The 15341-nt window shown below is 70.5% G+C and carries 13 protein-coding genes; 9 read left to right on the top strand and 4 right to left on the bottom strand.

Going from position 1 to position 15341, the window contains the following annotated elements:
* The first annotated feature begins 22 nt into the window (after positions 1-22).
* Entirely contained in the window at positions 23-2470 is a 2448-nt protein-coding gene (locus VFE82_RS01405) for a DUF1631 domain-containing protein (RefSeq protein ID WP_324998444.1), read from the top strand.
* 87 nt (positions 2471-2557) lie between these two features.
* On the opposite strand, the gene VFE82_RS01400 is transcribed toward VFE82_RS01405, so the two are convergent.
* The 3 genes from VFE82_RS01400 to VFE82_RS01390 all read right to left on the bottom strand — a co-directional run bounded on the left by VFE82_RS01400 (position 2558) and on the right by VFE82_RS01390 (position 5454).
* Positions 2558-3046 carry a DUF494 domain-containing protein gene (locus tag VFE82_RS01400; RefSeq protein WP_324998443.1) on the bottom strand — a complete coding sequence of 163 codons (489 nt, stop codon included), beginning with the start codon at positions 3044-3046 and terminating at the stop codon, positions 2558-2560.
* A 64-nt stretch (positions 3047-3110) separates the two neighbouring features.
* Entirely contained in the window at positions 3111-4217 is a 1107-nt protein-coding gene (dprA, locus tag VFE82_RS01395) for a DNA-processing protein DprA (RefSeq protein ID WP_324998442.1), read from the bottom strand.
* 13 nt (positions 4218-4230) lie between these two features.
* Positions 4231-5454, bottom strand: coding sequence for a LysM domain-containing protein (locus tag VFE82_RS01390; RefSeq protein ID WP_324998441.1), 1224 nt, complete (start codon positions 5452-5454; stop codon positions 4231-4233).
* A gap of 210 nt (positions 5455-5664) precedes the next feature.
* On the opposite strand from VFE82_RS01390, the gene def reads away from it, so the two are divergent.
* From def to VFE82_RS01355, 7 genes are all read left to right on the top strand, one after another.
* On the top strand, positions 5665-6177 hold the full coding sequence (def, locus tag VFE82_RS01385; RefSeq protein WP_324998440.1) for a peptide deformylase: 513 nt from the start codon (positions 5665-5667) through the stop codon (positions 6175-6177).
* An 11-nt stretch (positions 6178-6188) separates the two neighbouring features.
* The gene (locus VFE82_RS01380) at positions 6189-6677 is read left to right on the top strand and encodes a hypothetical protein (protein ID WP_324998439.1); all 489 of its coding nucleotides are present in this window, start codon (positions 6189-6191) and stop codon (positions 6675-6677) included.
* A gap of 6 nt (positions 6678-6683) precedes the next feature.
* A complete protein-coding gene (gene fmt / locus VFE82_RS01375; RefSeq protein ID WP_324998438.1) occupies positions 6684-7649 on the top strand; it encodes a methionyl-tRNA formyltransferase in 966 nt (321 codons plus the stop codon).
* Positions 7649-8380 (top strand): AzlC family ABC transporter permease, encoded by a 732-nt coding sequence (locus VFE82_RS01370; protein ID WP_324998437.1) that lies wholly within the window; start codon positions 7649-7651, stop codon positions 8378-8380. Before fmt ends, VFE82_RS01370 begins: the two co-directional genes overlap by 1 nt.
* Positions 8377-8703 carry an AzlD domain-containing protein gene (locus VFE82_RS01365; protein WP_324998436.1) on the top strand — a complete coding sequence of 109 codons (327 nt, stop codon included), beginning with the start codon at positions 8377-8379 and terminating at the stop codon, positions 8701-8703. Before VFE82_RS01370 ends, VFE82_RS01365 begins: the two co-directional genes overlap by 4 nt.
* 103 nt (positions 8704-8806) lie before the next feature.
* Positions 8807-11302, top strand: a complete 2496-nt coding sequence (locus tag VFE82_RS01360; RefSeq protein WP_324998435.1) for a DUF6351 family protein — start codon at positions 8807-8809, stop codon at positions 11300-11302.
* A 103-nt stretch (positions 11303-11405) separates the two neighbouring features.
* Entirely contained in the window at positions 11406-12599 is a 1194-nt protein-coding gene (locus VFE82_RS01355; RefSeq protein ID WP_324998434.1) for a phosphoglycerate kinase, read from the top strand.
* Between the two features lie 6 nt (positions 12600-12605).
* On the opposite strand, the gene VFE82_RS01350 is transcribed toward VFE82_RS01355, so the two are convergent.
* Positions 12606-13688, bottom strand: a complete 1083-nt coding sequence (locus VFE82_RS01350; protein ID WP_324998433.1) for a fatty acid desaturase — start codon at positions 13686-13688, stop codon at positions 12606-12608.
* Positions 13689-13886: 198 nt separating this feature from the next.
* Between VFE82_RS01350 and pyk the strand changes: the two genes are divergently transcribed.
* Positions 13887-15320 carry a pyruvate kinase gene (gene pyk, locus VFE82_RS01345; protein WP_324998432.1) on the top strand — a complete coding sequence of 478 codons (1434 nt, stop codon included), beginning with the start codon at positions 13887-13889 and terminating at the stop codon, positions 15318-15320.
* Positions 15321-15341: the final 21 nt, after the last annotated feature.

Here is a 15341-nt window from a genome sequence, read left to right as displayed (position 1 = left end):
TCCTTCGTCCTCCCCGGTCCCGATGCCCCGTCAGGTGCGCGAGCACTTCGTCGGCCAGCTGGAACGGGTGCTGCCAGGACTGTCGGATGCGCTGCGCTTGCGGATGTTCGAGCTGGTCGACTCGGCCGCCAGCAGCCGCGAGGCGCTGGAGCGGCGCGACGCCGCCGTCGACTTCGATCGACAGCGCCATGCCTGGTGCGAGGGCGTGCGCACGGCCTGGCGCAAGGCCATGGTGCCGCCCACGGCCACCGGCCGTTCTCGGCTGGAGGGCATGAACCTTGAGCTGATCGCCGACGACGTGGTCGAGAACAAGATCCTCGCCTCGCGCCTGGCACTGGCAGTGCAGGACAAGGCCGGCTTGGAGTTGAACGATCTGCAGGTGCGCATGCAGCACCTGGAGGGCGGCGCCGAGCTGGCGCCGCAGGACGTCCTGCGGCCGGAAGCCGTCGCGCAGCTGATGGTCGAGCAGTGGGCGGTCGCCGGCCTCGGCCGCTCCTGGTGGCAGCTGGTGCAGGACGTGATCCACAAGCACATGGTCGACTGCCTGGTCGCCGCCTACCACGCGACCAACCAGTTCCTCATCGACTGCGGCGTGCTCCCCGACATCGACCTCAGTGGCCGGGTCAAGCGCGCGCCGGCCACGAGTTCGCGCGCGGGCGACATCGGGCCGCAGCAAGGGCCCGCGGGGGATGCCGGTTGGGCAGGCCATGCCGCCGGGCACGGTGGCGGCGATGCCGGCCCCGCCGCACTGGCCGGGGACGATCCGCGGCGCGCGGGCGCTGCCGGCGTGCCCAGGGCCGCCGCCGGCATCGGCCCGGGTGCAAGGCCGGGTTCGACCGGGCGCGGTGCGGGCGGCGGGCGTGCCGCGCACGACGAGTCGGCTTTCACCGGCCACACCCGTGGACTCGGCGGCGGCGTCGCCGACGAAACCCGCATGCTCACCGGCAGCACCCCGCTGGCGCGGGCGCGCATGCGGGCCAGCGGCGTGATCGGCCAGCTCAAGCGGCTGCTGGTCGACCGGGTCGGCGCCGCGGCGGAGCAGCCGTCGCCGCCTTCACCCGCGCTGGCCGAGGCGATCGGCCGCCACGCCACCCAGATCCAGACCCAGGTGCAGTCGCGCATGGGCGGCGAGAGCAGCAACACGCTGACCGAGGTCGTGGTCTTCGACGACGCTGCGGTCGAGAAGGTGGCCGGCGACTTGCGCCAGCGCACCGGCGACCTGAAGAAGAAGGCCGCCACCTCCAGCGAGAAGGCCACGATCGAGATCGTGGCCCTGATGTTCCAGAGCATCCTGTCCGAGGAGCGCATTCCCCCGGCCGTGCGCGTGTGGTTCGCCCGCCTGCAGATGCCGGTGCTGCGCGTCGCGCTGGCCGAGCCGGAGTTCTTCGGCACCCTGCAGCATCCGGCGCGGCAGCTGATCGACCGGATGGGCTCGTGCGTCCTGGGCTTCAACGCCGCCACCATCGGGGGCAGCGCGCTGGAGACCGAGATCAAGCGGGTGGTGCAGGTGATCGAGCAGTACCCCGAGACCGGCCGGCGCGTGTTCCAGCTGGTCTACGAGGAATTCCAGAAGTTCCTGGCGAAGTTCCTGACCGAGAAGGACGAGACGCAGCGGCTGGTGAGCGTGGCCCAGCAGGTCGAGCAGAAGGAGACGATGGCGATCCAGTACACCATCGAGCTGCGCAAGATGCTGCAGGACCTGCCGGTGCGCGAGGAGATCCGCGAGTTCCTCTTCAAGGTGTGGGCCGAGGTGCTGGCCGTCGCGGCGGTGAAGTACGGCGTGCAGCACGCCGAGACGGTCTCGCTCAAGAAGTCGGCCGCCGACCTGGTCTGGTCCGCCAGCGCCAAACCCAATCGCAACGACCGCGCGCGCGTGATCCAGGAGCTGCCCAACCTGCTGCAGCGGCTGCGCAACGGGATGTCGCTCATGGGCCTGACCGGCCAGGCTCAGGAGCGCCAGATCAAGACCATCGGCGACACGCTGGCCGACGCCTTCATGGCCAAGACCGAGACCATTCCGCAGGCCCAGATCGACGCCATGACCAAGCGACTGGCCAACCTGGAGGACTTCATCTCCGACGATCCGTCGGCTGACCTGCCGCTCGACGCCGAGAGCCTGGAAGTGATGCTGGGCATCGACGCCTCGCGCATCGAGGTGGTGGCCGACGGCGGCTCCAAGCCCAGCGACGCCATGCAGGCCTGGGCGCTCGAACTGCAGCAGGGCAACTGGTTCACCCTCGATCACAACGGTGGCATGCACCAGGTGCAGTACGTCTGGCGCAGCGATCGACGGCACCTACACCTGTTCATCTCGCCCGAAGGGCGCAGCTACCTCGTGCAGGCTGGCCGCCTCGCGTCCTACCTGCAGGCCGGGCTGCTGCTGCCGGCCGAGGAGGAAGCGCTCACCGTCCGGGCCACCCGCGACGCGCTGGCCAAGCTCGACGCCAATCCCGAGCGGCTGCTGACCTGAGATGCCGCCCCGCGTGGCGCCGGAGCGGAGCTGACCACCATGAACAAGGGCCGCGTCGCGGCCCTTGTCGTCCCGGGAGTGGCGGCTTCAGTGCGCCAGGCGGCCCGTGGTGTCGTCACACAACTCGTCGAGCACCAGCGCATCGGGTTCGTGGCCCATGCTCCAGTACACCATGAGCACGATGATCTTCAGGTCGTCAAGCGCCACCGGATCGCCCGGCGCCGCCATCGCACGGTCGACGACGATCTCGCGCATCGCAGGGGGCAGCACGCCGGCCGATTCGAGGAAGCTGATGAATCCAAGGCACTGGGCGCCCAGGTGGTCCTGTTCCGAGATGGAATAGACGCGCAGGCTGTGGGACGACTGGGTCGGACCGTCCGCGGCGGGCGGCTCGACTTCGTCGGACAGCTGGGTGCCCTGGGCGGCGAAGTGGAGGCCATCGAGCCAGTCCAGCGCTTGCTGGATCTCTTCGGGCTCGAAGCCGTGGGCGCTGAGCTTGCGGCCAAGCTGCTGCAGTTCGGGACATGCATCCCCGCGCCAGTAGTTTTCGTAGACGAACACCAGCACTTCAAACATGGACCCAATATAGCCCAGAACCCCGCCACGGCCGGGCAGATTTGCGAGGTGTTGCCGGCCGGCCTCAGCCCTGCGACACGCGCTGGAAGAGCCCGCCGGCAAGCCGGGCCACCAGGCCCTGGAGCTCCAGCTCGAGCAATTCGGCTTGCAGCGTCGAAGTCGCGGTGCCGGTCCGCGCGACCAACGCGTCGATGCCGACCGGCTCGAAGCCCATGGCCTGGAGCAGCGGCGTCGCCGGGGCCTCCTCGGCGAGCGCCGGCCGCGCGACGGCCGCAGGCGCCAGTTCCTCCAGGACGTCCTGCGCCGTCTCGACCAGCTTTGCCCCCTGCTTGAGCAGGGCGTGGCAACCGCGTGACTGCGGCGAGTGGATCGAGCCCGGGATCGCGAAGACCTCGCGACCCTGTTCGGCGGCCAGCCGTGCCGTGATGAGGGAGCCCGACTGCAGCGCAGCCTCGACCACCAGCGTGCCCTGCGCCAGGGCCGAGATGATGCGGTTGCGCTGCGGGAAGTTCTCTGCCAGCGGGCCCATGCCGAGGGGGTACTCGGACAGCAGCAGGCCGTGGTGCGCGATGCGATGGGCCAGCGAGAGATGCTGGCGCGGATAGACCCGGTCCAGGCCGGTGCCGACCACGGCGATGGTGGCGAGTTGCCCCGGTGCAGCGCCCTCGAGCGCGCCTTCATGGGCAGCGCCATCGACCCCCAGCGCCAGGCCCGAGACCACAGTGAGTCCGGACTGCGCAAAGCTGCGGCTGAACTGTCGTGCGTTCAGCTCGCCCTGCGGGGTGGGGTTGCGACTCCCGACCACGGCGATCGCCGCCGGCCAGGCTGCGACGGCCATGCCGCTGGCGTACAGCAGCAGCGGCGGATCGGCAGTCTGCAGCAGCGAGGGCGGATAGTCGGCGTCCGCCAGCGTGAACACGCGCCGGCTGGTTCCCTCGTCCGGCTCCAGCAGCCAGCGCCAGGTGCGCTCGACCTGCTCCGTCCAGCCTTGCGGCTCGGACTGCAAGGCGTCGAGCTGCCCGGCACCGACGACGCGGCCCAGGGCGGCGGGCGGTTGGGAGAAGACCTGCTGCGGCAGGCCGAAGGCGGCCAGCAGCCTTCGGGCGGTGCCCCGGCCCACGCCGGGGGTCATCTCGAGTCGCAGCCAGGCGGCGAGTTCGTCCCGCTGCATGACTGCGGCCCGGTCAGCGCGGGCTCACCACCCGGTCACCGACCTTGACGCCCTGGTTGGTCTCGAGGACCAGGGCATACGACACCCGGTCGAAGGCGCGGAACACCATCATCAGGCCGTTGCGTTCGTTGGGCAGCTTGATGGCGGTGCGCTCGCCCGGCTGCGACCGGTCGACCAGCTGGTTGCCGGCCTGCAGGATGGCCAGCACGTGGCCCGGCTCCATGCCGTCGCCGATGCCCTTGTTGATCACCACCACCTGGTTCTGGCCGGCCAGCGCGACCGCGTCGCCGTAGATCGACACCACTGCGCCTCCCTCCACCGGCAGTTCCGGCGCGCGCGGCGTGTAGCTCACGAGCTCGCGGGGCGGCTCCGGCAGCAGGCGGTCGCCCACGCGCATTTCGCCGCGCGCGGAGAGGATGTCCAGGGTGGCAGGGACCGGCACCGAGCGCTGGTTGCTGCCCGACACCACGGTCTCGCTGCTCTCGCCGCGCACGAGGCTGGCCTTGCCCAGGTACTGCGCCTCGTAGCCCAGCACGACGCGGGTGTACGGATCGCGCAGCGGCACGGCGTTGCGGAAGATCCGGAACTCGTCGGCGCTGGCCGTGGTCACCGCCATCGGCGTGCCGGCGCTGGCGCGTGCATAGACGCGGTCGCCGCGCGTCAGGAGCACCCGCTCGTCCGGTGCGGCCACGATGCGCGGGGCGCGCTCCAGCGTGCCTTCGTCGACGATCAGCGGCTCGGCCAGGAACGGGTCGATCAGGTGCGACTGCAGCGTCGGGATGCCGGTGTCGGCCAGCGACTGGTAACGCACCCGCGGCGACACGCGGATCGTGTCCGTGGCCGGCTGGCCGCCTGCCTGCTGCACGCGCAGCCGCGCACGCCCGTCGACCTTTTCCAGCACCAGGATCTGGCCGGGATAGATGCGGTGCGGGTTGCGCACCTCCTGCATGTTCATGCCCCACAGCTCGGGCCAGCGCCACGGGCTGACGAGGTACATCTTGGAGATGGCCCACAGCGTGTCGCCGATCTTGACCGTGTAGCTGTCCGGCGCATTGGCGGCCAGCTCGCTCAGCGGGACACCTGCCTGCGCCACCTGCTGGGCCGTGGACCGCTGCGCCGGCGTGATGGGGAAATTCTGGGCCTGGGCGGGAAGAGCAGCGAGCGCTGCGACCAGGACAGCGGCGGCACGCCATGCGTGCGTTGGGACGCCGGCCACTGCCATGCGATGCGCCTTCATCTTCTTCCTCCTCGTGACAAGTCTTGACAAATCACTGGCGATTCTGCGCTCAAGCCCTTGATTTCGGCAACGTTTATGGCAGTGCGCTGGTGCCCTCGTCATCAAAAGTGGCGAAAATAGCGACAGTTTGGGTGCAGACGATGACGGCTGGCTGTGGCGAATTGCACGGTCGCCACCGCCGGCTCCCCGGAAACCACGAGACCCCGACCCATGGCCATCCTGCCCATCCTTTGCTATCCCGATCCGCGCCTGCACACGGTCGCCCGGCCGGTGCAGGCTGTCGACGCGCGCATCCGCCAGCTGGTGGCCGACATGCTCGACACCATGTACGACGCCAACGGCATCGGCCTGGCGGCCACCCAGGTCGACGTGCACGAGCGGGTGATCGTGATCGACGTCTCCGAGAACCGCGACCAGCCGCTGGTGCTGATCAATCCCGAGATCGTGTGGGCCAGCACGGAGACGGTGCTCAACGAGGAAGGCTGCCTGTCGGTGCCCGGCATCTACGACGGCGTCGAGCGCTCGACGGCGGTCCGGGTGAGCGCGCTCGACGAACACGGCAATTCACGCACGATCGAGGCCGAGGGGCTGCTGGCAGTGTGCGTTCAGCACGAGATGGACCACCTGATGGGCAAGGTCTTCGTCGAATACCTGTCGCCCTTGAAGCGCAACAGGATCAAGACCAAGATGCTCAAGGCGCGCCGCGACACGGCGCGCGCCTGAAGGAGGCGCCCATGCGCAAGTTGTTCTGCGTGCTCGCGCTGGCGGCCCTGGTCGCCTGCGCCAATCCGTTCAACGCGGCCAACGTCCGGCCGGGCGAGACGCGCGAGGAGGTGCTGGCCAAGCTGGGCCGTCCTACGCGCGTGGTGCCGCTGCCCCAGGGTGAACGGCTGCAGTATTCTGGCCAGCCGTTCGGCCAGTACGCGTGGATGGTCGACCTCGACCCGTCGGGCCGCGTCACCGGCGTGCGGCAGACGCTCAACGCGATCGACTTCGCCCGCATCGTGCCCGGCCAGTGGACGCTGCTCGACGTCCAGCGCGAGTTCGGGCCGCCGGCGCTGGTCGAGGGCGTGAGCAGCTGGAACGGACCCATCCTCACCTACCGGTGGCTGGATGCCGATCGGGCGGAGATGTTCTATTACGTCTACCTCGACAGCGCGAACGTGGTGCGGCGCGCCCATCCGGCGATGGAATTTCGCAGCTCCCCCAATGACCACAGCTAGCCGGTGATGCGGCTGGTCTTCGCCGGCACGCCGGAGTTCGCGCGGGCGGCCCTGGAGCGTCTGCACGGGGCCGGGTTCGAGATCCCGCTGGTGCTCACGCAGCCCGACCGCCCGGCCGGCCGGGGCATGAAGCTGCAGGCCTCGCCGGTCAAGCAGTTCGCGCAGTCGCAGGGGATGGCCGTGGTCCAGCCGCGCAGCCTGCGGCTGGACGGCAAGTTCCCGGAGGACGCCGCCCAGGCGCGCGCGGCCCTCGAAGCCGCCCGGGCCGATGCCATGGTGGTCGCGGCCTACGGTCTGCTGCTGCCGCCGTGGGTGCTGGCGTCGCCGCGGCTGGGCTGCCTCAACATCCACGCCTCGTTGTTGCCGCGCTGGCGCGGCGCCGCGCCCATCCACCGCGCCATCGAGGCCGGCGACGAGCGCAGCGGCGTCACCATCATGCAGATGGACGAGGGCCTGGACACCGGCGACATGCTGCTGGTCGAGTCGCGACCGATCGCGCCGCACGAGACGACGGCCACGCTGCACGACAAGCTGGCAACGCTGGGCGCGCGCCTGATCGTCGAGGCGCTGGAGCTGGCCGCGTGCGGGGGGCTGCGGCCGCAGCCCCAGCCGCAGGAAGGCGTCACCTACGCGCACAAGATCGACAAGGCCGAGTCGGCGGTGGACTGGTCGCTGCCGGCGGCGGTGATCGAGCGGCGCATCCGTGCGTTCGATCCGTTCCCCGGCGCCACCGGCGTGCTCGGCGGCGAGGTCCTCAAGCTCTGGCGCGCCGAGGTGCTGCCGGCGCCGGCGAGCGCGCCCGGAGGGACGGTCCTGCAGGCGGGTCCTGCGGGCCTCGACGTGGCCACGGGTGTCGGCGTGCTGCGCCTGACCGAGCTGCAGCGCCCGGGCGGCCGGCGCCTGGCGGCGGGCCAGGTGCTGCATGGCATGGCGGTGGTGCCTGGCGCCTGCTTCACGTCCGGGCCGCGCTGATGTTCTTCCTGCCATCGCTGCGGCGCCATCCGGAGTTCCGCGCCGGCATGCGCGAGATGGCGCCACAAGCGATCGGCATCGCCTCGTGGGGTCTGATGACCGGCGTCGCGATGGTGAAGTCGGGCCTGTCGGGCATCGAAGCCACGCTGATGACGCTGCTGGTGTTCGCCGGCAGCTCGCAACTGGCCTCGCTGCCGCTCCTGATCGCGGGAGCGCCCGCATGGGTGATCCTGGCCACCGGCTTCTGCGTCAACCTGCGCTTCGTCGTCTTCAGCCTGCACCTGCGTCCGTACCTGGTCGAGCTGCCGCTGTGGCGCCGCCTCACCCACGGCTACCTCACCGCCGACCTGAGCTACGTCTTCTTCACCCGGCACTTCCCGCGGCCGGCGACCGACGACGCGGGCCGCCACGCCCAGGAGGCCTACCTGGCCGGCAACTGCTTCGTGAACTGGGCCAGCTGGGTCGGCGCCAGCCTGCTGGGCATCGTGCTGGCCAACCTCATCCCGACGCACTGGGGCCTGGGCTTCGCCGGCATCCTGTGCCTGGTCGGAATCCTCTGTTCGCTCGCGACCACGCGGCTGCGGCTGGTGGCCTGCGGCGTGGCCGGCGCTGCCGCCGTCGCCGCCTACGCCCTGCCGCTCAAGCTCAACATCGTGTTCGCCATCGCGGTGGCGGTGCTGCTCTGCCTGGCTCTCGAGCGCGTGCCATCCCTGCAGGAGCGGCGCGCATGACCGACCTCTGGACCGTCGCCGTGATCGTCGGACTGGCCGCGGTGACCGTGGTGGCGCGCAGCTTCTTCTTCCTGTCGAGCCGCCCCTGGAGCCTGCCACGCTGGGCCGAGCGCGGGCTGCAATACGCGCCCATCGCGGCCTTGTCGGCGGTGGTGGTGCCGGAAGTGGTGACGCTGCAGGGTCAGCTGGTCCACGGCTGGGACGCGCGGATCTTCGGCGCGATCGCCGGGGCGGTCGCCTTCTACTGGCGCCGCAACGTGCTGGTGACGATCGTCGCCGGAATGGCGGTTTACGTGCCCTTGCACCTGGGCCTGGGCTGGTAGACGCGCAGGCGACAGGCCCTAGTGGAAAACCACGGCGCGCGTGGTCCCCATGCCCGCAGGGCCACTCCTAGACTGCCTGCTCCAACGACAGGAGACAAGCAGTATGTGGAATGTCAAACGGCGCAGCCTCCCCGGCTGCGGATGGGTTGCCGCAGCGGTCGCATTGCTGATCGCGGGCTGCGGTGGGGGCAGCGGCGCGAGCCCGGAGGGGCAGCCCCAGGCGCTGCAACTCAAGGGTGACAACAGACCCGACAAGAACATCCTCGAGATCCGCACGGTGAACAACCGGGCCGACCTCGTCAGCGACGGTGACGCGCTGGTCGAACTGGTGCTGCCCGAGCGTGCGGCGCTGCCGTCGCTCACGGTCACGCTCAATGGCCGCGACGTGCGGTCGGCGTTCACCACGCGGGCCGACGGCCGCGTGCTGGGCCTGCTGACCGGCCTGGCCGAAGGCCCGAACGTCGTCTTCGCCGCCGTGGGCGGCGGCAAGTCGGCCCAGCTCACCATCACCAACGCCTCGCGCAACGGGCCGCTCTATTCGGGCCCCCAGGTGGTGCCCTACTTCTGCGCGACGCCCGTGCCGCAACCGACGTCCGGCAGCGGGACCGTGGCGACGCCGGCGACCAACGCCAGCGGCCTGTCGGGGCAGCCCGGGGCGCAGTGCCAGATCGCGACCGAGACCCGGCTCTACTACCGCAGCAACGCTGCGGGCTGCACACTGGCCCTGCCGGATCCCTCGCCCGCGATGGCGCCGAATGCCACCGCGCCCGGCGCCGTGACCGTGCCGGCCAATCCCTGCTTCAGACCCTACGACGCGGCCGCCCCGAGGCCCGCCGACATGGCAACCGCGACCACCGACACCGGCGCGACGGTCGACTACATCGTGCGGCTCGAGCGCGGCACGATCAACCGCGGCATCTACGACATCGCCGTGCTGTACGACCCGGCGCGGCCCTGGACCCCCACGGCGCCGCAGCCGCAGTGGAACGGCAAGGTCTACTACAACTTCGGCGCCAGCACCGGCCAGCCGAGGCGCCAGGCGCGCCCGGCCACGGCCTGGTCGTCGCTCGACGCACAGATCGGCCGCGGCTGGGCGGTCGCCGTCAACAGCATGACCGACTCGGCCCGCAACTCGAACCGGGTGCTGATGACCGAGACCGTGCTGATGATGAAGGAGCGCATCGGCGACAGCCTCGGACCCATCCGCTACACGATGGGCGCCGGCTGCTCGGGCGGCTCGATCAACTCCAACATGTCGGCCTCGATCGTCCCGGGGCTGCTGGACGGCATCACCACCACCTGCACCTACCCCGACAGCGAGACCACCACGCTGGAAGTGGGCGACTGCGTGCTGCTGGTCGAGGCCTACCAGAAGCCGCAGATGCTGGCCAAGTGGGCCACCCTCGGGCTGTCGCAGGGCGCCATCAACGCCCGCAAGGCGGCGATCAACGGCCACCCGGACCAGTCGGCCTGCCATGGCTGGTACAACGCGTTCGGCAGCAACGGCCGGGCGGGCGTGTACCAGCAGCGCCTGGTGGCGAACAACACGACGGGCGCGATCGTCCAGCAGCCGACCGCCACCAACAACTGCGAGATGCCCAACAGCGCGGTCTACAACCCGGCCGACCCGAGCACGGCGAACCGGCCGCGCTGCAATGCCTGGAGCTGGGCCGAGCCGGTCTGGGGCCGTGCCGGTGACGGCAGCGGCGCTGCGCAGGACACGCGCGACAACGTGGGCGTGCAGTACGGGCTCAAGGCGCTGCAGGACGGCGCCATCACGCCCGAGGAGTTCGTGCTCCTGAACGAGCTGGTCGGCGGCATCGACCGCGACTCGACGCCACGCGCCGCCCGCACCACCGCCGACACGGCGGCGCTCGAGACGGCCTACCGCGCCGGCATCGTCGCCAGCGGCCGCCAGCTCGCCAAGACGCCGATCATCGACCTGCGCGGCTGGGACGATTCCAACGTCAACACGCCGCCTGGCATCACGCCCGGCACCAACGCGATCCCGATCCACCACCAGTGGTTCAGTTTCGCGATCCGCGACCGCATCACGGCGGGTTACGGCGACGCGGGCAACCAGGCGTTGTGGCGCTTCGCCCGCACCGGCCTCACGCCGCCCGGCACGATGGCGCAGGACGCGTTCCTGGCGATGGACCAGTGGCTGGGTGCGCTGGTCAGCGACACCTCCAACACGCCGATCGAGCAGAAGGTGCGCAACACGCGGCCGGCCTCCACCGCCGATTTCTGCGTGCTGCCCGGCGACGCGACGCAATCGAGCCGGATCACCGACCAGGCCGTGTGCGACGCCGACCCGTTCCTGCGGCCCTCGCTGTCGCCGCGGCAGGTGGCGGGCGGCCCGCGCAGCGAAGACGTGCTCAAGTGCGCGCTCAAGCCCTTGTCGATGGCCGACTACGGCGGACAGGCCTTCTCGGCCGACCAGTGGTCGCGACTGCAGGCCGTGTTCCCGAGCGGCGTGTGCGACTGGAGCAAGCCGGGCATCGGCCAGCAGGCGGCGCTGAGCCCGCTCGACTTCAGTGCCGGACCCGGCGGCGTGCCGTTCGGCCCGGCGCCCGTGTCCTCGTTCGCGCCGCGCTGAACCGCGCCGCTGCCGCTGCAAAGGGCCCCACGCGGGGCCCTTTGCTTTTTACAATTCGCCGTTTGCCCGCCGCGCGTCGGCCTTCCTCACTCGACCCAACAGCATGAACGTTCTCCGCTTCTCCGATCTGTGCGCGCAAGGCAAGGTGGCCGGCCAGCGCGTGTTCATCCGCGCCGATCTCAACGTGCCGCAGGACGACGACGGCCGCATCACCGAGGACACGCGCATCCGCGCCTCGCTGCCGTGCATCCGGATGGCACTGGATGCCGGCGCGGCCGTGATGGTGACGTCGCACCTCGGGCGGCCCACCGAAGGCGAGTTCAAGCCGCAGGACTCGCTGGCGCCGGTGGCCGAGCGCCTGGCGCAGCTCCTGGGCCGCCCGGTGCCGCTGAAGTCGGGTTGGGTCGAGGGCGTGGACGTGCTGCCCGGGCAGGTCGTGCTGCTCGAGAACTGCCGGCTCAACAAGGGCGAGAAGAAGAACAGCGCGGAACTCGCGCAGAAGATGGCGGCGCTGTGCGACATCTTCGTGCACGACGCCTTCGGCACCGCCCACCGGGCCGAGGCCTCCACCTACGGCATCGCGCAGTACGCCAAGGTGGCCTGCGCGGGGCCGCTGCTGGCGGCCGAGATCGACGCCATCGGCAAGGCACTGGCGAACCCCCGGCGGCCGCTGGCTGCCATCGTCGCCGGCTCCAAGGTGTCGACCAAGCTGACCATCCTGCAGGCCCTGGCCAAGAACGTCGACCAGCTCATCGTCGGCGGCGGCATTGCCAACACCTTCATGCTGGCCGCTGGCCTGAAGATCGGCAAGTCCCTGGCCGAGGCCGACCTGGTCGGCGAGGCCCACGCGGTGATCGAGGCCATGAAGGCGCGCGGGGCCGACGTGCCGATCCCGACCGACGTGGTCACCGCCAAGGCCTTCGCCGCCGACGCCCCGGCCACCGTCAAGGCGGCCAGCGACGTGGCGGACGACGACCTGATCCTGGACATCGGCCCGCAGACCGCGGCGCGCCTGGCCGAGGAGCTCAAGCGCGCCGGCACCATCGTCTGGAACGGCCCCGTGGGCGTGTTCGAGTTCGACGCCTTCGCCAAGGGCACCGAGACCATCGCCCGGGCCATCGCCGACTCCGATGCATTCAGCATCGCGGGTGGTGGCGACACGCTGGCCGCCATCGCCAAGTACGGCATCGAGAAGGACGTGGGCTACATCTCCACCGGTGGCGGCGCGTTCCTCGAGATCCTCGAAGGCAAGACATTGCCGGCCTTCGAGATCCTGGCCCGGCGCGCTGGGGGCTGAAGCCGCTCAGGCGGCGAGCGGCTCGCTCGTGGGGCGGCCGCGGTAGTCGGTCCAGCAGCGCCGCGTGAAGTCATAGAGCTTGCAGCGGCGCGCCGTGTCGAAGTACCAGCGCCACGAAAAGCGCTGCACCACGATCCGTCCCGGCAGCAGTTCCTCCAGCCGGGCCTGGGCCTGCTGCAGCCGGTACAGCGGGATGCCCATGTCCACGTGGTGCGCGGTGTGCTCCATGATGTGGTGCAGCAGCGCACCGATCGCCAGCGGGAACGTCAGGTGCACCGTGGTCGAGACGAAGGGCTGCGCCTGCGACCAGGCTGCGCGCTCGTCGTGCCACGACACCGCCGTGTGCGTGTGGTGGACATACACCACGAAGCCGATCATGGCGCACCAGAACAGGAAGGGCGCCACCGCGCCGGCGAGCAGCAGCAGCCCCGCCGACTGGCCGGTCGCCACCGCGGCCGCAGCCAGGCCCGCGCACCACAGCAGCGCGAAGGCGCTGACCAGCAGGTTGTCCAGCAGGAACACGGTGCGCCGGGTGGGCATGTGCCGGCGGCTGGGGAAGAACATGCGCTTCCACCAGATCTCCAGCATGTAGTACAGGCCCGGCGCCCAGCCGCTGCGGTAGATGCGGTCCAGCAGACGTTGCGCACGCGGCAGCGCGGTGAACTCGTCGCGGGTCCAGGGCGCCCAGACGAAATCGAAGCCCTTGAGGTTGGTGTAGCCGTGGTGCACGACGTTGTGGCCGACATCCCAGAGGCTGTAGGGCGTGAGCGACGGCAGGAAGGCGATGCGGCCGATCCACTTGTTCAGGGTGCGGTGCGGGGTCAGGCTCTGGTGGCAGGCGTCGTGGCCGATGATGAACAGCCGCCCGGTCACGAAGCCGGCGGCGATGCCGCACAGCAGCTTGGCCCAGACCGGCGCCAGCAGCACGACGCCGGCCATGGCCGCGGCCAACAGCACCCAGTCGACCGCCAGCAGCAGCAGCGCCCGTGCGGTCGCCTTGGCGGACAACGGGAGCAGCCACTGGCGCAGGACCTTGCGGTGCGGCAGCGGGGCGTCGATGGGGACTGGCCGGAGGGGATCGAGGGTCATGGAGCGCGGCGGCGGGCCGGGAAGGCAAAAGCGCCGATGCTAGGAGCCGGTGCGCCGACCGGGGCTGATCTGCGTCAAGGAGCAGGCGCAGGCGCAGCATGCAGGCGCCGCGGGCGCCGTAACCGCTTGGTAACCCGGCCCCGACGGCCGTGTGAGAATGCCAGCGCCCTTCGTTTGTCCCCTCAGCAGGAACCGCTCATGGCCCGTCGCGCCACCAAGATCGTCGCCACTCTCGGCCCCGCCTCCAGCGAACCCCAGATGCTGGAGCAGCTCATTCGCGCCGGCGTCAACGTCGTGCGCCTGAACTTCAGCCACGGAGCGGCGCAGGACCACATCGACCGCGCGCGGCTGGTGCGCGAGGCGGCGCAGCGCGCCGGCCGCGAGGTGGCCATCATGGCCGACCTGCAGGGGCCCAAGATCCGGGTCGGCAAGTTCGCCGAAGGCAAGGTGCTGCTGGAGCCGGGCATGAAGTTCGTGCTCGACGCGTCGCGCACCGAGCCGGGCAATCTGCAGGGGGTGGGGCTGGACTACAAGGAGCTGCCGCGCGACGTCAAGCCGGGCGACGTGCTGCTGCTCAACGACGGCCTGATCGTGCTGACGGTCGATACGGTGCGCGGCGAGCAGGTCCACACCACCGTGAAGCTCGGTGGCATCCTGTCGAACAACAAGGGCATCAACAAGCAGGGCGGCGGCCTCACCGCGCCCGCGCTCACCGCCAAGGACATGGAGGACATCCGCACCGCGATGAGCTTCCAGGCCGACTACGTGGCGGTGAGCTTCCCCAAGACGGCGACCGACATGGAGATGGCGCGCCAGCTGTGCAACGTGGCCGGTGCCGAGTACCGCCACAAGCCGGGGCTGATCGCCAAGATCGAGCGGGCCGAGGCGATCCCGAACCTGGAGTCGATCCTGCAGGCCAGCGACGGCATCATGGTCGCGCGCGGCGACCTCGCGGTGGAGGTCGGCAATGCCGCCGTTCCCGCGCTGCAGAAGAAGATGATCCGGCTGGCCCGCCAGCACGACAAGCTGGTGATCACGGCGACGCAGATGATGGAGTCGATGATCGCCAACCCGGTGCCCACCCGCGCCGAGGTCAGCGACGTCGCCAACGCGGTCCTCGACGGCACCGATGCGGTGATGCTCAGCGCCGAGACGGCGGCGGGCAAGTACCCGCTGGAGACCATCATCGAGATGGCCAACATCTGCGCCGAAGCCGAGATGGCCGAGGACGTGAAGCTGGACGCCGACTTCACCGGCATGAGCTTCTCGCGCATCGACCAGTCCATCGCCATGGGCGCGCTGTTCACCGCGCACCACCTGGGCTGCAAGGCGATCGTGGCGCTCACCGACTCGGGCTCGACCGCGCTGTGGATGAGCCGCCACCGCATCCACATCCCGATCTACGCGCTCACCCCGCGGCTGGAGACGCAGCGCAAGATGGCGCTGTACCGCAACGTGCGGCCGCTCCTGATGGACCAGAGCGCCGAGCGCGACACGGCCCTGGGCGACGCCGAGGCCCACCTCAAGCGCCGCGGCATCGTAGCGGCGGGCGACATCTACGCCATCACCTGCGGCGAACCGATGGGCGCCCCGGGCGGCACCAACATGCTGAAGATCTGCCGGGTGGCCTGAGGCGCGGGCGGGCGTGCCGGC

Origin of the sequence: Ramlibacter sp., assembly GCF_035655895.1 — a bacterium.
Lineage (GTDB): Bacteria > Pseudomonadota > Gammaproteobacteria > Burkholderiales > Burkholderiaceae_C > Ramlibacter.
Note: the sequence above shows the minus strand (reverse complement) of the source record. Positions and strands in the feature narration are given on the sequence as shown.